The 19,324-nt window shown below is 34.4% G+C and carries 20 protein-coding genes; 10 read left to right on the top strand and 10 right to left on the bottom strand.

The features are described 5' to 3' along the window. Positions 1-291 (top strand): integrase core domain-containing protein (locus BMZ76_RS04420; protein ID WP_143071051.1); only part of this gene is annotated, 291 nt, incomplete at its 5' end. Between the two features lie 61 nt (positions 292-352). Here the strand turns inward: BMZ76_RS04420 and BMZ76_RS04415 are convergent. Further along, the gene (locus tag BMZ76_RS04415; RefSeq protein ID WP_091203495.1) at positions 353-1,894 is read right to left on the bottom strand and encodes a glycine--tRNA ligase; all 1,542 of its coding nucleotides are present in this window, start codon (positions 1,892-1,894) and stop codon (positions 353-355) included. A 97-nt stretch (positions 1,895-1,991) separates the two neighbouring features. On the opposite strand from BMZ76_RS04415, the gene BMZ76_RS04410 reads away from it, so the two are divergent. Together BMZ76_RS04410 and BMZ76_RS04405 are read left to right on the top strand one after the other, a co-directional pair. Then, the gene (locus BMZ76_RS04410; protein ID WP_091203494.1) at positions 1,992-2,675 is read left to right on the top strand and encodes a ComF family protein; all 684 of its coding nucleotides are present in this window, start codon (positions 1,992-1,994) and stop codon (positions 2,673-2,675) included. Positions 2,676-3,051: 376 nt separating this feature from the next. Further along, positions 3,052-3,660 (top strand): superoxide dismutase, encoded by a 609-nt coding sequence (locus tag BMZ76_RS04405; RefSeq protein WP_091203493.1) that lies wholly within the window; start codon positions 3,052-3,054, stop codon positions 3,658-3,660. A 308-nt stretch (positions 3,661-3,968) separates the two neighbouring features. On the opposite strand, the gene BMZ76_RS04400 is transcribed toward BMZ76_RS04405, so the two are convergent. From BMZ76_RS04400 to purN, 4 genes are all read right to left on the bottom strand, one after another. Further along, positions 3,969-5,867 (bottom strand): amidophosphoribosyltransferase, encoded by a 1,899-nt coding sequence (locus BMZ76_RS04400; protein WP_091203492.1) that lies wholly within the window; start codon positions 5,865-5,867, stop codon positions 3,969-3,971. 128 nt (positions 5,868-5,995) lie between these two features. After that, on the bottom strand, positions 5,996-6,919 hold the full coding sequence (locus BMZ76_RS04395) for a PfkB family carbohydrate kinase (protein WP_091203491.1): 924 nt from the start codon (positions 6,917-6,919) through the stop codon (positions 5,996-5,998). Between the two features lie 95 nt (positions 6,920-7,014). Next, positions 7,015-7,494, bottom strand: a complete 480-nt coding sequence (gene rnhA / locus BMZ76_RS04390; RefSeq protein WP_091203490.1) for a ribonuclease HI — start codon at positions 7,492-7,494, stop codon at positions 7,015-7,017. Between the two features lie 7 nt (positions 7,495-7,501). Next, the gene (purN, locus tag BMZ76_RS04385) at positions 7,502-8,071 is read right to left on the bottom strand and encodes a phosphoribosylglycinamide formyltransferase (protein ID WP_091203489.1); all 570 of its coding nucleotides are present in this window, start codon (positions 8,069-8,071) and stop codon (positions 7,502-7,504) included. A gap of 176 nt (positions 8,072-8,247) precedes the next feature. Between purN and BMZ76_RS04380 the strand changes: the two genes are divergently transcribed. The 6 genes from BMZ76_RS04380 to BMZ76_RS04355 all read left to right on the top strand — a co-directional run bounded on the left by BMZ76_RS04380 (position 8,248) and on the right by BMZ76_RS04355 (position 13,652). Next, positions 8,248-8,484, top strand: coding sequence for an acyl carrier protein (locus BMZ76_RS04380; RefSeq protein WP_007137004.1), 237 nt, complete (start codon positions 8,248-8,250; stop codon positions 8,482-8,484). A gap of 181 nt (positions 8,485-8,665) precedes the next feature. Further along, entirely contained in the window at positions 8,666-9,919 is a 1,254-nt protein-coding gene (gene fabF, locus BMZ76_RS04375; RefSeq protein ID WP_091203526.1) for a beta-ketoacyl-ACP synthase II, read from the top strand. A gap of 6 nt (positions 9,920-9,925) precedes the next feature. Then, on the top strand, positions 9,926-10,666 hold the full coding sequence (locus tag BMZ76_RS04370; protein ID WP_091203488.1) for a ribonuclease III family protein: 741 nt from the start codon (positions 9,926-9,928) through the stop codon (positions 10,664-10,666). A gap of 114 nt (positions 10,667-10,780) precedes the next feature. After that, positions 10,781-11,269 (top strand): IPExxxVDY family protein, encoded by a 489-nt coding sequence (locus BMZ76_RS04365; protein WP_091203487.1) that lies wholly within the window; start codon positions 10,781-10,783, stop codon positions 11,267-11,269. 5 nt (positions 11,270-11,274) lie between these two features. Then, a complete protein-coding gene (pyk, locus tag BMZ76_RS04360; protein WP_091203486.1) occupies positions 11,275-12,705 on the top strand; it encodes a pyruvate kinase in 1,431 nt (476 codons plus the stop codon). A 173-nt stretch (positions 12,706-12,878) separates the two neighbouring features. After that, entirely contained in the window at positions 12,879-13,652 is a 774-nt protein-coding gene (locus BMZ76_RS04355) for a Bax inhibitor-1/YccA family protein (protein WP_091203485.1), read from the top strand. A gap of 55 nt (positions 13,653-13,707) precedes the next feature. On the opposite strand, the gene BMZ76_RS04350 is transcribed toward BMZ76_RS04355, so the two are convergent. The 3 genes from BMZ76_RS04350 to BMZ76_RS04340 form a co-directional block, all read right to left on the bottom strand. Further along, a complete protein-coding gene (locus tag BMZ76_RS04350; protein ID WP_091203484.1) occupies positions 13,708-14,223 on the bottom strand; it encodes a PAS domain-containing protein in 516 nt (171 codons plus the stop codon). A 94-nt stretch (positions 14,224-14,317) separates the two neighbouring features. Then, positions 14,318-15,400, bottom strand: a complete 1,083-nt coding sequence (gene dinB, locus BMZ76_RS04345; RefSeq protein WP_091203483.1) for a DNA polymerase IV — start codon at positions 15,398-15,400, stop codon at positions 14,318-14,320. Positions 15,401-15,446: 46 nt separating this feature from the next. Next, positions 15,447-17,534, bottom strand: coding sequence for a recombinase (locus BMZ76_RS04340; RefSeq protein WP_091203482.1), 2,088 nt, complete (start codon positions 17,532-17,534; stop codon positions 15,447-15,449). A gap of 309 nt (positions 17,535-17,843) precedes the next feature. On the opposite strand from BMZ76_RS04340, the gene BMZ76_RS04335 reads away from it, so the two are divergent. Beyond that, positions 17,844-18,311: a CYTH domain-containing protein gene (locus BMZ76_RS04335; RefSeq protein ID WP_091203481.1), complete on the top strand. Its 468-nt coding sequence runs from the start codon at positions 17,844-17,846 to the stop codon at positions 18,309-18,311. On the opposite strand, the gene BMZ76_RS04330 is transcribed toward BMZ76_RS04335, so the two are convergent. After that, positions 18,312-18,788 (bottom strand): septal ring lytic transglycosylase RlpA family protein, encoded by a 477-nt coding sequence (locus BMZ76_RS04330; protein WP_091203480.1) that lies wholly within the window; start codon positions 18,786-18,788, stop codon positions 18,312-18,314. An 84-nt stretch (positions 18,789-18,872) separates the two neighbouring features. After that, the gene (locus BMZ76_RS04325) at positions 18,873-19,295 is read right to left on the bottom strand and encodes a hypothetical protein (protein WP_091203525.1); all 423 of its coding nucleotides are present in this window, start codon (positions 19,293-19,295) and stop codon (positions 18,873-18,875) included. Positions 19,296-19,324: the final 29 nt, after the last annotated feature.

Genomic DNA, 19,324 nt, shown 5'->3' with positions numbered 1-19,324 from the left:
GAAAACAACATCAAAATTAGTATGACTGAAAATGGTGATCCTTACGAAAATGCAATAGCAGAGAGAATAAATGGTATTTTAAAATATGAATTTTTACTAATAGATGGATTTATAAATCATGTACAGGCATTAAAAGCAATAAGGGAATCTATTGATATTTATAACCAAAATAGGCCTCACTTAAGTTGTCAAATGTTAACGCCAAATCAGACGCATTTACAACAAGTAATCAAATCAAAAAAATGGAAGAAAAAAACCTCGAAAGTTTTTACTTCCGAGGTTAATAATTAGTGTAATTTTAAAATCTAATTCGTGTCAACTTTTTTCAGGACTAGACATTATCCACAACTAATTACATTTTCATCAACCAGTTTTTCATTGAAACTTCATTTTCGATAATTGATTTCAAGTCTGCAATAGCCACACGATCTTGTTTCATTGTATCTCTATGACGAATCGTTACCGTTTGATCTTCTATTGTTTGATGATCTACTGTGATACAAAACGGTGTTCCAAGAGCATCTTGTCTTCTGTAACGTCTTCCTACGGCATCTTTTTCATCATATGCCACATTAAAATCCCAACGTAAATCGTCAATGATTTTATGCGCGATTTCTGGCAATCCGTCTTTTTTAACCAATGGCAAAATTGCCGCTTTAGTTGGAGCCAGAACCGAAGGTAATTTCAAAACAGTTCTTGTGGAGCCATCTTCTAGCGTTTCTTCTTTTAATGAAGTTGCGAAAACTGCCAAGAACATCCTGTCTAATCCTACTGAAGTTTCCACTACATAAGGAACGTAATTCTGATTTAATTCAGCATCAAAATATTGTAATTTTCTGCCAGAAAACTGTTCGTGCGCTTTTAAATCGAAATCGGTACGAGAGTGAATTCCTTCCAATTCTTTGAATCCAAAAGGGAAATTAAATTCAATATCAGCAGCTGCATTCGCATAATGCGCCAATTTTTCGTGATCGTGAAAACGGTAATTTTCTTTTCCTAAACCAAGTGACAAATGCCAATTAAGTCTCGCCGCTTTCCAATGTTCGTACCATTTCATTTCATCGCCTGGACGCACAAAAAATTGCATTTCCATTTGTTCAAACTCGCGCATACGGAAAATAAATTGTCTGGCAACGATTTCATTTCTAAACGCTTTACCCGTTTGTGCAATTCCAAAAGGAACTTTCATTCGACCTGATTTTTGAACATTCAGGAAGTTCACAAAAATACCCTGAGCCGTTTCGGGACGCAAATACAAATCCATTGCTGAATCGGCTGAAGCTCCAAGTTTTGTTCCAAACATCAAGTTGAATTGACGCACTTCGGTCCAATTTCTAGAACCTGATTCCGGACAAGCAATTTCTAATTCTTCAATTAATGCTTTTACATCTTCCAAATCTTCGTTTCCTAAAGAACGCGCCATTCTTTCCAGAATTTCTCTTTCTTTGGCTTTGTACTCCATCACACGGGCATTTGTCGTAACAAATTCCTGTTCGTTGAAAGCATCTCCAAAACGAGCGCGTGCTTTTTCGATTTCTTTGATTGCTTTCTGATTTAGCTTTTCGGCATAATCTTCAATCAAAACATCGGCTCTATATCTTCTTTTTGAATCTTTGTTATCAATCAATGGATCGTTGAAAGCATCTACGTGACCTGACGCTTTCCATGTGGTTGGGTGCATCAATATTGCCGCGTCAAGTCCTACAATGTTATCGTTCATTTGAACCATTGCTTTCCACCAATATTCGCGTATGTTCTTTTTTAATTCTACTCCGTTTTGTGCATAATCATAGACCGCACTTAAACCATCGTATATTTCGCTTGACGGAAAAATAAATCCATATTCTTTTGCGTGCGAAATTACATTCTTAAATAAATCTTCTTGTTTTGCCATAATGATGCAAAAATATAAAAAGTGAACTTAAAAAAAAGAAAATTGTTAAAGATTGAAGCATTGATTTGTCTATTTTTATAAATAAATCCCTGATTACATGTTTGAAAGCATTATAAATCTCTTTTTTCCAAAAGTCTGTTCCGGTTGCAGCTCCTTTTTATTATCCAATGAAAATGTTATTTGTACGGTTTGCAGACACGACATTCCACTGACGAATCATCATTTGAATCCAGAGAATGATGCTTTCAAAAAGTTTTATGGGCGTATTCCTGTAGTGCATGCTTCAGCATTATTTTATTTTCATAAAAAGGGAATTGTCCAAGAACTTATCCATAATTTAAAGTATAAAGGACACGAGGAAATAGGGACAATTCTTGGCGAATGGTACTCCGAAGATTTAAAGAACATTGAGTTATTACAATCTGTTGATGAAATTATTCCTGTTCCATTACACCGAAAAAAGTTAAAAGAAAGAGGATACAATCAGGTAACTGCTTTTGGAACAGCACTTTCTTCTAGTTTAAATATCGATTATAATGATTCACTTTTAATTCGGAATGTGTATTCAAAAACGCAATCCAAGAAAAACTTATTAGGAAGAACAGAAGGAATCGAAACCATTTTTGATGTTTCTTTTACTGGAAAAGACCACAACAAACATTTCCTTTTAATTGACGATGTTATCACAACAGGCGCAACACTGGAAGCTTGTTCCAGAGCTTTATTGAAAATTCCCGGCGCAAAAATCAGTATTGTTTGTATGGCGATGGCACAATCATAATTAGGTAATTTTGTTTCTTTAGTTATATTTAAAGAATACGGCAATTTAAAAAACATTACCTTTTTTAAACCTGATTACTGAATCTAACTTTTACTATGAAACGAATTAAGGAACGTAATTTGCGATCACAACCCTTTTAATAACCTTTGCAACGGATAAAAGATTACTTCACTATACTTTTATTTTAATTGGTGTTCAATGAATTTCATTTGCTGCAGAAAGCAGGAAATAACACCTGAAAACAAGACTGTTGCAATCTCAAAGAACACATTATCAATTAATTTAATGAAATTATAACGAAATAGAATTTCCGTTTCCAAAGTTTAATGTTTAAATTTGAATAAATATATTTATAAATCATTTAAATAATCATATTATGGCTTTTGAATTACCACAATTACCTTATGCGTACGACGCATTAGAACCTTATATTGATGCGCGCACGATGGAAATTCATCACACGAAACATCACAATGCTTATACTACCAATCTCAATGCAGCAATTGCAGGGACGGATATGGAAGGTAAGACGATTGAAAATATTTTGATTAATCTTGATATGAAAAACATGCCAGTTCGTAACAATGGCGGTGGTTTTTACAATCATAATTTGTTCTGGACTGTAATGACACCAAACGGTGGCGGACTTCCAACTGGAGATTTATTGGCTGCGATTGAAGCTGCTTTTGGAACTTTTGAAGAATTTAAAGCATCGTTCAGCAAAGCTGGAGCAACTCAATTTGGTTCTGGATGGGCTTGGCTTTGTGTTCATAAAGGTGGAAAAGTAGCTGTTTGCGGTACTCCAAATCAAGACAATCCATTAATGCCTGGTGTAGGTTGTGGCGGAACTCCAATTTTAGGAATGGATGTTTGGGAACATGCTTACTATTTGCATTATCAAAACAGAAGACCCGATTATATCGAAGCTTTTTTCAATGTAATTAACTGGACAGAGGTAGCCAGAAGATTCGCTTTAGAGAAATAAGCCCCCTAATCCCCGAAGGGGGAATTAAAAAAACAGGCTAGAAAAAAATAATAATTTTTTTCTAGCCTGTTTTTTTTCCTGCGAAAATTTATTTTGTATCTCTGCTTCTATTCCCCTTCAAGGGTTAGGGGCTTTGACTTTATTCCAATAAAAAAGGTGGAATCTCTTCCACCCTTTTTGCCCCAAATCTACCATAAACTTAACCTACTAATATTATGGTGATTCAAATTTATACTAGTTCTTCGTTGCCACCAAATAAATTAGATGAACAACTTAGAAAACCGATTAAAATCTCATCGACCCCAAAATTAGTACGCTCTGGCGTCTTTTCCTTCATAAAAATTCATGAATGCTCGGTTTACCACTCGGTTTCCTCCAGGTGTTGGATAGTCTCCGGTAAAATACCAATCTCCTAAATTTTTCGGACAAGCAGTATGCAAATCTTCTACTGTTTGAAAAATAATTTTCACTTCGGCCTTTATCTCCGGAGAACTCAACATTTGTGCGATTTTATCTGAAACCTCTTGAGGTTGAAAAGGTTCGTATATTGCCGTTACGTAATTTACAATTTCATTGTCCTTGAAGTTTTCCTGCGCTTTACATTTCACATATACTTCATCCACAAGATGATACAAATTTCTTTCTTTGAGCAGTTCTAAAGCTGCTTTGAAAGCCACCAAACCTTCCAGTTTAGCCATATCAATTCCGTAACAATCCGGATATCTTATTTGTGGTGCTGAGGAAACAATTACTATTCTTTTTGGATTCAAACGATCCATCATTTTGATGATACTCATTTTCAAGGTGGTTCCCCGAACAATACTATCATCTATTATTACCAGATTATCCGTGGGTTTTATAACGCCATACGTCACATCATAAACGTGGGCTACTAAATCGTCACGGCTACTATCTTCTGTAATAAAGGTTCTTAGTTTAGCATCTTTTATCGCTACTTTTTCAGTACGTATTTTTACCGAAAGTAATTCTTGCAACGATTCCTTTGTTAAGGTATTTCTATTTTGAAGGATGTAATTGTTCTTTCTTTGATTCAAGAAATCTTGTGCTGCCTCCACTAATCCGTAAAATGAAGTTTCAGCTGTATTTGGAATATAAGAGAAAACCGTATTGTCTGTATCTTGATCAATCGAGTCTAAAACAGCCGGAAGAATTAGTCTTCCCAGTGTTTTTCTTTCCTGATATATTTCAGCATCACTTCCTCTGGAAAAATAGATTCGTTCAAAAGAACATGCTTTTTTAACCGTTGGCGGAAGAATTTCCTGCATAGAAACTGTTCCGTTTTTCTTAATGATCAATGCGTTTCCTGGTTCAATTTCCTGAACTTTTTCGAAAGGCACATTAAAAACAGTCTGGATTACCGGTCTTTCTGAAGCCACTACTACTATTTCGTCATCCTGATAAAAATAAGCGGGACGAATTCCTGCCGGATCTCTAAATACGAACGAATCCCCATGTCCCAGAAGTCCAGCCATCGCGTAACCGCCATCTAAATTTTTAGAAGCTCGGGTTAAAATCTTGGCAACATCCAGCTTTTCAGCAATTACCGGCGACGCTTCTCTTTTGGTCAAGCCATTATTTTTACATTCTTGGTACAAATCAGTTACTTCGTCATCCAGAAAGTGACCAATTTTTTCCATGACAGTCACCGTATCAGCCATTTCTTTTGGATGCTGACCCAATTCCACTAAACTTTGAAATAGCTCTTTAACATTCGTCATGTTAAAGTTTCCAGCCAAAATCAAGTTTCTGTGCATCCAGTTATTCTGACGTAAAAAAGGATGAACGCTTTCAATGCTGTTTTTTCCAAAAGTTCCATAACGAACATGTCCCAAAAACAATTCTCCTAAATAAGGGATTTTCTGTTTTTGTAACGCCACATCATCCGCGTATTCCGGATGAGAAGCCATTTCCTCATTAATTCTGTCATTAATCTGCGCAAAAACATCCTGAATCGGTTGTGCATGATTGGAACGAACACGACTAATGTAACGCTCTCCTGGTTCCACGTCTAATTTTATACTTGCAAAACCAGCACCATCTTGTCCACGATTGTGTTGCTTTTCCATCAAAAGATACATCTTTTGGATTCCGTAAAAAGCCGTTCCGTATTTTTCTTTGTAAAATTCAAGCGGTTTGAGTAGTCTAATTAAGGCTATACCACACTCGTGTTTTAAAGCATCGCTCATTGTAAGGTTATTTGTGTTGTTGTGTTATTCTAAAAATAAATTCTACTGATTTAAAAAAAGATAAATCAGATGTAATTCCCTGCTAATTTTATTTAACAAAAAAACCCCGTTTCCGAGGTTTCATAATATTATAATTCTATATCAAATTGTGTCAGTGATTTGAATTGTTGCAATCTGGAAACTACTTCGGTTTTATCTAAATCAACCATTCTTTCGGTTCCAAATTTCTCCACACAAAAGGAAGCCAAATTTGACCCCTGAATAATTGCGTTTTTCATGTTTTCGAATGAAATATTTTCACTCTGCGTTAAATATCCTGCAAACCCTCCCGCAAAAGTATCTCCTGCTCCAGTTGGATCAAAAACTTCTTCAAGTGGTAAAGCCGGCGCGAAGAAAACTTCTTTATTATGAAAGATAAGTGCTCCGTGTTCTCCTTTTTTAATCACTACATATTTAGGTCCCATCGTATGGATTTTTGCAGCCGCTTTCACTAAAGAATATTCTCCCGAAAGTTGTCTTGCTTCCTCATCATTGATGGTGATTACATCTACACGTTTTATTACATCTAATAATTCAGGTAAAGCACAATCCATCCAAAAATTCATGGTATCCAATACTGTCAATTTAGGTTGTGTTTCCATTTGGTCCAAAACACTGCTTTGTACCAATGGATGTAAATTTCCTAACATTACTATATCAGCGTTTTTATAATCTTGCGGTACTTTTGGTTGAAAATCAGCCAAAACGTTTAGTTGTGTATCCAGCGTATCTCTTGAATTCAAGTCATTATGATAACGACCACTCCAAAAGAAAGTTTTCCCTCCTTTTACAATTTCAAGACCAGAAATGTCAATGTTTCTTGAAGTCAATAAATTTAAATATTCTTGCGGAAAATCATCGCCAATTACAGAAACTATAGCGGATTGTACATTAAAGAAGGAAGCCGATAAACCAATATAAGTTGCCGCACCACCTAAAATTTTGTCAGTTTTTCCAAATGGAGTTTCAATTGCGTCGAAAGCTACTGTTCCAACAATCAATAATTTATTCATTATATACGTTTCGAATTAAGGCGCAAAGATAGTTTATAAGTTGTAAAGTTGCAAAGAGTCTCAATTGTAAAGTTTTGCCAATTTACATTCTTGAATCACAACAACTTTGCCTCCTCTTTTTCATAGAAAGCATCGACTGAAAGTTCCTTTTGCATCGAAGCCATAACGGCCAATTCATCGCACCTTTCGTTCTGAACATGATTGTTATGTCCTTTGATCCATTTAAAATCAACTTTATGTTTTCTGTAAGCCACTAAAAATCTTTTCCACAAGTCGGAATTTTTCCTATCAACAAATCCTTTTTTTTCCCAGCCTAAAACCCATTTTTTAACAACTGAATCGACCACATACTTAGAATCAGAAATCACCAAAACGTTAGTATTTGGATTCTTTAGTTTTTCGAGGCCTACAATAACTCCTAGCAATTCCATTCTGTTATTTGTAGTTCGACGGAAACCTTCATAGAATTCTTTTTTATACGGCTTTCCTACCCATTCCATCACTACACCATAACCGCCATTTCCGGGATTCCCTTTGGCTGCGCCATCCGTGTATATGTGTACGTCGTGTTCCATTTATGAATTAGGATTTTAGATTTAGGATTTCTTCAATTACCGTTGGGAAATATTTTTGTTCCAAATCATGAATTTTATGAGCCACTTCCTCGGGAGTTTCATCACCTGCTAAAACAACATTTTGTTGAAAAATAATATTTCCTTCATCATAATTTTCATTAACAAAATGAATGGTAATTCCGGTTTCATTTTCTTTATTGGCAACAATTGCTTTATGAATATGCATCCCATACATTCCTGTTCCACCATATTTTGGCAATAAAGCAGGATGAATATTTATGATCTTATCCGGATAGGCTGATATGATATTTGCAGGCAATTTCAATAGAAATCCTGCTAAAACAATCAAATCCGGTTGGATTTCATTTACCTTATGTAATACTTCGCCTTCAAAAAGCTGTTCTTTTGAGAAAACATTTGTTTGTATTTCATAGGTTTTTGCTCTTTCAAGCACTCCCGCATTTCGATTATTTGTGAAGACTGCCACAACATTTCCCGTTTTTGTTTTTGCAAAATACTTTATGATATTTTCAGCATTAGTACCCGATCCAGAAGCAAAAACCACAATTTTTTTCATAACCTTACTTGTTTTAATTGCACAAAAAAAGGTATAAAAATCGAAAATAAATAACATTGCGACAGCTTTGTTAAAATAAATTTCATAAATTAGATGTCACATTTATTAACTAAATAGTTGTTTTAAAATAAAGTTTTTTATTTTTGCCAACAAATTAAATTCTAAAATTAAAGATTATGTCAGACATTGCATCAAGAGTAAAAGCGATTATCGTAGACAAATTAGGTGTTGACGAAAACGAAGTTGTAACAGAAGCAAGCTTCACTAATGATTTAGGAGCTGACTCATTAGACACTGTTGAGCTTATTATGGAATTCGAAAAAGAATTTGACATTCAAATTCCAGACGATCAAGCAGAAAACATCGCTACTGTAGGTCAAGCAATCTCTTATATCGAGGAAGCTAAAAAATAATAAAAGACACACCCGTTTGCATTCTTGTAAACGGGTGTTATTATTATTTTTAAAATTAAATTCGAGATTGAATTTCAATCACAAATATATTTACTGTAACACCCATGGCTCTTTTGTAATAGTAATACAGTAAAGAAAGCATGGGTTTTATTTGTTTAAAGATAACAAAAATAAAGAATTTATGGTATTAAGACGAGTTGTTGTAACAGGTTTAGGCGCTCTTACACCTATTGGAAATAACATTGAAGACTATTGGAACGGACTTATTAACGGCGTTAGTGGCGCTGCTCCAATTACCTATTTTGATGCTTCAAAATTTAAGACGCAATTTGCCTGCGAATTGAAAAATTTTAATGCTGAAGATTTTTTAGACAGAAAAGAAGCCCGAAAAATGGACCGTTATGCACAATATGCCATGGTTTCATCAGATGAAGCGGTACTTGATGCAGGTTTTAATTTTGAAAAATTAGACAAAGACAGAGTTGGTGTTATTTGGGGATCAGGTATTGGCGGCCTGGAAACGTTTCAAATTGAAATGTTGAACTTTGCCGCCGGAGATGGCACACCAAAATTTAATCCATTCTTTATTCCAAAAATGATTTCGGATATTGCCGGTGGTCATATTTCTATAAAATACGGTTTCAGAGGTCCAAACTTCACTACTGTTTCAGCTTGTGCTTCTTCTACAAATGCTATAATCGACGCTTTTAACTATATTAGATTAGGACATGCTGATGCGATGATAACCGGTGGCTCTGAAGCTGCGGTGACGATAGCCGGAATGGGAGGTTTTAATGCTATGCATGCTTTATCAACCAGAAACGACGATCCTAAAACTGCTTCAAGACCAATGGATAAAGACCGAGATGGTTTTATTTTAGGCGAAGGAGCTGGTGCGCTGGTATTGGAAGAATATGAACATGCTGTTGCCCGTGGAGCAAAAATTTATTGCGAAATAGGCGGTGGCGGAATGTCAGCTGATGCGTATCACATTACTGCACCGCATCCTGAAGGATTAGGCGCTAAAAATGTAATGTTAAACTGCTTAAGAGATGCTGGTTTGCAAGCAACTGATGTTGATGGTGTAAATATGCACGGAACTTCAACACCACTTGGTGATATGGCAGAATCTAAAGCAATATTGCATGTTTTTGGTGAACATGCGTACACGATGAATTTAAATTCGACTAAATCCATGACAGGTCATTTACTAGGAGCAGCAGGAGCGGTTGAAACAATTTCTTCGATTCTTTCGTTAAAACATGGAATAGTACCACCTACAATCAATCATTTTACGGATGATGAAAACATAGATTCTAAACTGAACTTTACATTTAACAAAGCGCAAAAAAGAGACATGAATGTTGTTATGAGTAATACTTTCGGTTTTGGAGGTCACAATGCTTGTGTATTGGTAAAAAAATTAGAAATCTAATTATATATGCGTATAATCAGAAAAATATTTTCAAAATCCCGTTCGCCAGAAGACGGGATTTTTTTTGATTCTATTCAGAAAATTTTAGGATTTGCCCCGTTAAATCTTGATTTTTATAAAAAAGCGTTTACCCATCGCTCCTCTAATCGTCTGGATGTTTTAGGAAATCCAATCAATTACGAACGATTAGAATTTTTGGGTGATGCCATGTTAAGTTCCGTTATTGCTGCCCATTTATTCAGCAAAGCACCCGCAGGTGACGAGGGTTATCTGACCAAAATGCGTTCTAAAATTGTAAGCCGAGAACACTTGAACGAATTAGGCAAAGACCTGAATTTAGTTCAATATATAGAAAGCAAAGTGCCACTTCAGCATTTTGGAGAAAACATCCATGGTAATATTTTTGAATCGTTGGTTGGAGCCATATACTTAGACCGAGGTTATGTGTATTGCGAAAAATTCATTCAAAAGAGAGTCGTAATTCCCTACGTAGACATTGCAAGACTCGAAGGAAAAGTAATCAGTTATAAAAGTCTGGTTATCGAATGGTGTCAAAAAGAGAAAAAAATATTCCATTATGATATTTTTGAGGACAATGCCATTGACGGACAACGTTTGTTTGGTGTAAAACTTAGCATTGACGACAAGGTAATTGCAAAAGCAAGAGCAACCTCTAAAAAGAAAGCAGAAGAAAAAGCATCCCAACGCGCTTATTTTGCATTTCAAGAAAAAATGGATAGAAAATAATCTTAACATTTATAAAACTATATCGTTTTCGTTCATAAATTAACAAAAACATCGCGTTTTGAGGCCCTTATGCTTCATTAGAAATACTATATTTACATCTTATTTTCTCATGAAATGGCTATTCATAAACTTGATCTTGGCGAATTTGACAAAATAGATTACTATCTTATTGCGATTCATACTTTCTTAGAAGACTATAGATTGGCATTTTTTATTAATCAAAAATTGCCTGTAAACCTAAGTAAAAGTGAGAATGAAATTCAAATTAATATAAAAGAAGGAGAGACTAATTTTTCCAGATTTTATTACATTGATAAAGAAAGTACCATTACTTGGAATTTGATTCAAAATAAAAACGAGGTAATCCAATATAAAAAAGGAAACACTCCAAATCTATTTTCAGATGTAACAATGGAAGTGGCAACAAAAGTCTTTTTACTTCCTGAATTCAAAAAAGTAGATTATTTTTTGAAAATAGAAAATAACGACGATACCATGAATGTATCTAATATACAACTCCTATTAAATACCATAGACAGCATATCAACTGTTTATATAGTAGATACAAATAAAATAAAATCTAAAAACAATTTAATTTTTTAATACCAATGCTTACAAACAAAAAAACTAAAATTGTAGCCACACTTGGGCCTGCATGTAGTACAAGAGAAATCATAAAAGACATGATTGACGCAGGCGTAAATGTGTTTCGAGTAAATTTTTCGCATGCTGATTACGAAGATGTAAAAGAAAAAATAAACCTGATACGAGGATTAAATGAAGAGTTTGGATATACCACAGCAATTCTAGGCGATTTACAAGGTCCAAAACTTCGCGTAGGAGTTATGAAAGAAGGTGTAGTAGTGCATGACGGTGATCTAATTACATTTACTACCGCCGAAGATATACTTGGAACTGCAAAGAAAGTATTCATGAAATACCAAAACTTTCCAAATGATGTAAATCCAGGGGAAAGAATTCTACTTGATGATGGAAAGCTCATTTTCGAAATTGTGGAGACTGATAAGAAAACAGAAGTTATTGCAAGAGTAATTCAAGGTGGTGAATTAAAATCTAAAAAAGGGGTTAATTTACCAAATACAAAAATATCGCTTCCCGCAATGACCGAGAAAGATATTGCAGATGCCATATTTGCTATTAGCCAAAATGTAGACTGGATCGCACTATCATTTGTAAAAACACCGCAAGACTTACAAGACTTACAGGATTTAATCGCAAAACATTCGGATTATAAAATTCCAATTATTGCAAAAATAGAAATGCCGGAAGCTTTAGAAAATATCGACAAGATTGTTGCCTATTGCGATGGATTAATGGTTGCCCGAGGAGATTTAGGAGTAGAACTTCCGGCACATGAAGTTCCTCTTGTTCAAAAAGAATTGATTCGTAAAGCTAAAACAGCTCGTATTCCAGTTATCGTTGCTACACAAATGATGGAAACTATGATTACCAGCCTGACACCAACTCGCGCCGAGGTGAATGATGTTGCAAACTCAGTTATGGATGGTGCAGATGCAGTAATGCTTTCAGGAGAAACAGCAACTGGTAATTATCCAGTTCAGGTAATTCAAAAAATGACTCAAATCATTGAAGCAGTAGAAGATTCTCCGCTAATTCAAGTACCACAAAACACTCCACAAATAAAAACAAAACGTTTTATCACTAAAACCATTTGTCATCACGCAGCAAGCATGGCGAATGTAATCAAAGCCAAAGCAATTTGTACATTGACAAATAGTGGCTATACGGCTTTTCAAATATCAGCTTGGAGACCAAATGCACATATTTTAGTATTTACATCCAATAAAAGAATTCTTACTCAACTTAATTTATTATGGGGCGTAAAATCTTTTATGTATACCAAAGATGTTAGTACCGATGATACCGTAACTGACATCAACGAAATTGTAAAACAAAAAGGTTTTGTACAAAAAGGAGATTTCCTTATCAATCTAGCAGCAATGCCTATCAAAGATAAAGGAATGGTCAACACCTTGAGAGTTTCTGAAATAGAATAGTTTAAAACTGCTCAAATACTTTCCGTCTTGTCTCGTTTTAAAACGAAATAAGATGGATTTTTTTTATGCAATATTCCAAATAATATGATTTTAGTTTACAAAAATTTAAGAGTAATTACACCTTCTTCTGCAAAATAAAATTTATATTTGAACAACAAATAACCCTAAAAATTATGAGTTTAAATTCTAAAAATCCATTTTTAAACAATAAAACTTTTTCGTCAACTGCAGTTTCAAAAAGAGATGAGGTACATCATGCAACGATTATAGATTATAATGAGGAGATGACTTTGTCTGGCACTATTAATAAAAGTTTAATCTTATTTTTGCTTCTTACCGCATCTGCAACCGTAATCTGGTGGCTGACTTTTAACGGAATGAACCCTTTGGTTGCTGCTATTGGCGGAGCTGTCGTTGGGTTAGTTTTAGTGCTTATTGCTGCTTTCAAACCACAATATTCTCCTTATCTAGCTCCGGGATATGCGCTGTTCGAGGGATTATTTATTGGTGGAATTTCGGCAATATTTGAAGTCAAATATCCTGGAATTGTAGTTCAGGCGGTTGGCGCAACTTTTGTAACTTTTATGGTTTGTCTGGGTTTGTATAAGTATAAAATTGTAAAAGTGACGGAGCAATTCAAATCAGTTGTCGTGGCAGCTACGTTAGCTATAGCCACTTACTATCTTATATCTTGGGTTTTCTCCATGTTTACCAGTTTTGTTCCCGTTCATTATGGAAACTCCCTGATGAGCATTGGCATCAGCGTTTTTGTGATTATCATCGCAGCTTTAAATTTATTCTTAGATTTTGATCGCATTGAAAAAGGAGTTGAACAAAAAATGCCAAAATACATGGAATGGTATGGTGCCATGGGATTAATGATTACATTAGTTTGGCTGTATATTGAGTTTTTAAGATTACTATCTAAATTGAACAGTAAAAACTAACCTATATATTTATGTAAAAAGAGAAAACCTTTCCAGACTGGAAAGGTTTTCTCTTTTATGCAGCTTTCTCAAAAGCGATATAATGACTCAATTCACCTTTGCTGTTGAAAACAGGATATCCTTTTATCAAACAAGCATAAACTTCCCCGTTCTTTTTGTAATTCATGACAACTTTCTCAAAAGGTTGCTGATCTAATATTGCTATTCGGATTTCATTTGAAGTAATGTGATTAGTCGCTTCACCCTGAAACATCTTTGGGCTTTTACCCAATACTTCATCTTCTACATAGCCATTCATTTTTACTATGTTATGTGAAGCAAAAACAATCTTTAATCTTGCATCAGTGACAATTATAACTTCATCTCTGAGACTATTTTTTAAATCCCAGTTATTCTCCACCCATTTATTTTTGGAAGAAATTGAATTTAATTTATTTAAATCCAAAAAAAAGCTCTTTACTTCAGTCAAAAATTCATTGTGAAAATCCCAGCAGAAAATTGGAGCTGTCTTTACGTTTAAACCATTGTGATACACCGCAATAGCATCTTCATATTGTTTAAAATTATTCATGATTTATCGATTTAAAAAGACAAATGTAAATTTATTTGTAACGATAAAACAGCAATTATTCAACTTTAACCATTGTTGAACATGCTTTAAACACCTAAAAATCAAATTTTAACTGCACTACAACAAACTTTTTCTCCTCTGTGTTTAAATTATTTACTGAGATGCCAAGTAATCGAACAGAATCTTTCATCCGCTCCTGAAACAACAATTCCTTTACGATTTCGAGAATTAATACTTTATCAGCAATAAAATACGGCAGGGTTTTACTGCGGGTTTGCTGAGTAAAGTCGCTATACTTGATTTTTAACGTGACTGTTTTGCCAGCTACATCATACTTTTTTAGCCTTTTTTCTAACGCTGCCGCAATACTTTCCAATTTCTCCATCATGAAAATTTCAGAAGAAAGATTAACATCAAAAGTATGTTCGGCAGCAACTGATTTTGCAGTTCGATTGGATTTTACTTCACTATTGTGAATCCCCCGAACCACATGATAATAATAAGCACCTGATTTTCCGAAATGTTTTTCCAAAAATTCCAAAGATTTATTCTTTAATTCCACTCCGGTAAAAATTCCAAGTTGGTACATTTTTTCAGTGGTAACTTTCCCAACACCATGAAATTTCCGAATGGGCAACGCTTCTAAAAATGAAATTACTTCATCCGGATTAACCGTTTTTTGTCCGTTTGGTTTATTGTAGTCACTAGCAATTTTGGCTACAAACTTATTGATTGATATTCCAGCCGAAGCAGTTAGACCCACTTCCTTGAAAATACGTTGTCTTATTTCCGCTGCCAATAATGTAGCGCTTGGATTTCCTTTTTTGTTAACAGTAACATCTAAATACGCTTCGTCAAGTGATAATGGCTCAACTAAATCTGTATAATCGTGAAAGATTTTTTGAATTTTACTCGAAATTTCCTTGTAACGGTCAAATCGGGGTTTGACGAAAATGAGTTCCGGACAGTTTTTCTTGGCTAAAACTCCGCTAATTGCACTTCGGACTCCAAATTTCCTGGCCTCATAACTTGCAGCTGCCACAACACCCCGACTGTCAGAACCTCCAACAGCAATAGGTTTACCTCTCAGAAATGGATTATCCATCTGCTCCACCGAGGCATAAAAAGCGTCCATATCGACGTGTATAATTTTTCTATTTAGAATTAACTCCTGCATCTTAACCGTATTGCATAACCGTTTTTGTTTTCAAATGACTGACACACTATGAGTTTTTCCGGTCCTCGAAGTTCAAATAATTTTCGACTACAACTGATTTAGCTTTCTTTTCTGTCGGAAAAAAGAAACTGACAGGACTTGATTTGAAATGATTCCAAATGGAAACGGTAACGAATCGTAATTCATATAATGAGATTGCTCTAGAACGAAAGGCAAGTCCCATTGACAGACTAAAACTGACCATAAAATTGACTAATCCTATAATTCCTATTCCAAAAACACCCCAGAATAACATGGCGTCACTCACATTATAATTGGCTCCATATAAAGCTAGTGCAAGATTTCCGCTACCAAAAGTGATATGACGAATGTCGAGATTTAATCCTAAAAATAACCCAATAGATGCCGTACTTCCCATAAATATTCCAAACCAAAAATTTGAAATGATACCAGCCCATCTTTTTTCGTAGAGTTTCGCTAATTTCAACGTTTTAGTTTTTCCTAAATTCCTTTTCAAAAAAGGATGCTCTGTAATCCTGAAATAAACTTGATTGTGTTTGTCTCTGTTAGCAATACTTCCTGAAATAATTCCGGATAAAAACAGAAATACACCGGCAATAGCAGCGTGAAAAATTGCCAACGAGTGTATCGGGCTTAAATCAATCAATAAAGATTCCCATTTACTCGCGGCGATATTGTAGTTCAAAAAATAGTCAATCAACCAAATTCCGAGTAATGAAACCGGAAAAGCCATAATAACATTCCCTACAAATGCAATAAACTGCGAGCGGAAAACGCGGGCAAAAAGGATGGCGAAAGCTTTATATTTTTCAGCATCTTTTCCTTTTTTTATCACGCCTTCCTCCAATGCTTTTATTAAAGCCGAAGCTGTCATCGCCGGTTGTTTAGTCGCCAAAGTAAAACCGAGAAGATAAATGGCAATAAAACCAAATGCATAATTCATACTATATAAAAACGCATGCCCAAAAAAGCTCGTATCCGCTTTAGACAGCAACACTTTGATAACGCACAAAATCCCCACAATGAAACCACCACCCAATGCCGTTTTGAACATTTTGTAATATTCTTTTCGGCTTTCTGTAATATAATGTTCTCCTGTTTTTGCTGTGTGTTGTGTGATTTCATACGAAATCAATTGTGTGCTTTCTCCAATAAATTTTCGAACATTATTTTTATAACAATTGAATTTTATCAACCGCAACGCCAATATAATTCCATTATTTTTTTTATCTTTTTCTTTACCGACAGTCAATAATGAAATCAAAAATTTTAATCGTTCTAATTGCTGTCTAATTTTTAATAAATTTTGGTTCACCCGAAGTGAAATTCCATATTTTGAACTGTTATGAAATGCTTTATCTACAAATTCTACGCATTGTTTGTGCAAAACCAGCAGCTGTGCATAAGACAAATCATCCGAAGCGATATAATGTCTATCTGAACTTCTAATCCGCTCTTCAATTAGAAATAATTCCTTTTCAAAAGCTGAAAAAGGACTTTCAAGATCATCGAATTCCGGTACCATTTTAATTACATCCGTTTCCATCGCACGACCACTGATCCGTTGTGTGATTAAATGCATGGAAACTAATAATTCCGATAAAACGGAGTTAGGTTCTATACTTTCGTAAATGGATTTAAACCTCAAAAGATTATATAATTCTCCCAACTGACTTAATGGAATTTTGTTGATCCAAATCCCGTCATTCGCTAAATAAAAAACTTGATTAAGAATATATTCTAAAGTATCTTTTTGGGGTTGATACGGCAAAAATTTCGCGAAAATCCTTTTTTTGACTTCAAAAATAAAATCTACATCCTGAAGAATTGCCGCATCAGCAAGAATTTTATTGAACTTTTTATCTTTTAAAATTTCTTTGAGATAAATAAAAAACTGTTGTCGACACAAATAGTTTTCTTTCAAAAATAAAATGATTTCCTGTAAATCTACCCTTTGAACATTTTTGATTTTTAAAGGTCGAATCAACCGAATCAACTCTACTAAAGGCTCCAAGCGATCATTTGTTTCACGCCAAGACTGCGCTTCACCAAAAAACTCAGTTAAAAGTCCAGCAATAGTTGGCTTTGGTTTTGCTTTGAAAAATGCCTTCATTATATTAGTTCAATTTTTGTAAAAATACAAATCGGAAAACAAACTACTGTAAATTATTCCTAAAATTACAGCTTGTTAGACAGACTCAAGAATCAAAATCTATTAAAGTAAATATTTTGATACCTTTGAATTACGGTGCTGGACAACTTTACGTTGAATTTTCAATTAGATAGCACTCTTTTGAAAGGCAAAGAAAGAGCAATCCAAGAAGCCCTTTTTTTAAATAGAAAATATTGAAATAAAAAGTCAGACGCAAGAGAAGAGATACAATAAAGAAAATAGCAGACGCTATCTATAAAAAATACTAAAATGATTGAAATAGAAAGAAAATTTACAGTAAAAGATGATTCATTCAAAGCGGAAGCTTTTGCAAAAAACCATATCGCACAAGGCTATTTGAATTCAAATCCAGCGCGTACGGTTCGCGTTCGCATAAAAGGCAACAAAGGATTTCTGACTATCAAAGGAGCGTCAAACGATACAGGATTATCCCGATTTGAGTGGGAAAAAGAAATTCCGGTAGCAGAAGCTCAAATGCTATTGCTTTTATGTGAAAAAGGAGTGATTGATAAAACCCGTTTTGAAATAAAAAAGGGCCATCATGTTTTTGAAGTAGATGAATTTTATGGAGACAATGAAGGATTGATCGTGGCAGAAATTGAGCTTAACTCTGAAACGGAGACTTTTGAAAAACCAGATTGGTTGGGTACTGAACTAACCGGCGACATTCGGTATTACAATGCCTATTTAAGCAATAATCCTTTCAAAAACTGGTAATTATTTCGTTATTATTTCTATGGTGACTAACATTCCTCCGCTACCTTTATTGGAAGTAATATCCATATAAGCCCTTTTTGAAAGGTCAATTTCTCTGGACTTTACAAAAGGGCCTCTGTCAGTAATCTCGACGATTACCCATTTGCCATTTTTTTCATTGGTAATCCTTACTTTTGTTCCAAAAGAGAGTTTTTTGTGTGCTGCAGTATATTTATTATTATCAAATTTTCTTCCGCTTGTAGTTTTTCTTCCGTTAAACTTATCAGCATAATATGATGCATGTGCCTCTCTTTTAAAAGGCTTAAAAACACTTAATACATTATTTAAAGAATCAATTTTCTTGTCTTGACTTTCTAATGCAAGTTTACTCTTTTTGATCGAGTCTTTTTGGACTAACGTTTTTTGTCTGATTGTACTTTGACTACTTAGTATGCTTATAAATGTCAATAAAAAAAATAAAGTAATTGATTTTTTCATAAATATTTTCTGTTAATTAAATCTATTAAAACAAAAACCATACCCAGATAAAAAAAGCCCTATTTCTAGAGCTTTATTCGGTTTTTATAACCACATATTCCATGGTATTCTACTCAAAATAAGTAATAAACCTAGACCGTAAAAAATAGAAAAAGTTTTAAATTTAGATTCACTTGTCATTAACTTTTTATGCTTGGACCAACCAATTGTAATAAGAACAATCGCAATGATATTGATCAACGGATGTTCTAAAGATGTTAGGCGTAATGCTTTGTCAGCCATTTGTCCAAATGAAGCCAAACCTAAGGGTGATACAAAGTATAAAATGATACCAACTAATAATTGAATGTGAATTGCTATTAAAGCAAACAATGCAATTTTTCGATCTTTTGAAGTGAAATCTTTTTTAGAAGACATCCCGATAAAGGAGTTAACCACAGCAACCACTAATACTAAAAGTGCTAAATAAGCCCAACCGGAATGGAATTTTTGAATAAAATCGTACATAGATATTGTTTTTGTTTTAACAAATATAA

The sequence above is a fragment of the Flavobacterium xueshanense genome, assembly GCF_900112975.1.
Taxonomy (GTDB): Bacteria; Bacteroidota; Bacteroidia; order Flavobacteriales; family Flavobacteriaceae; genus Flavobacterium; species Flavobacterium xueshanense.
This window is presented reverse-complemented; position numbering and strand designations above follow the sequence as displayed.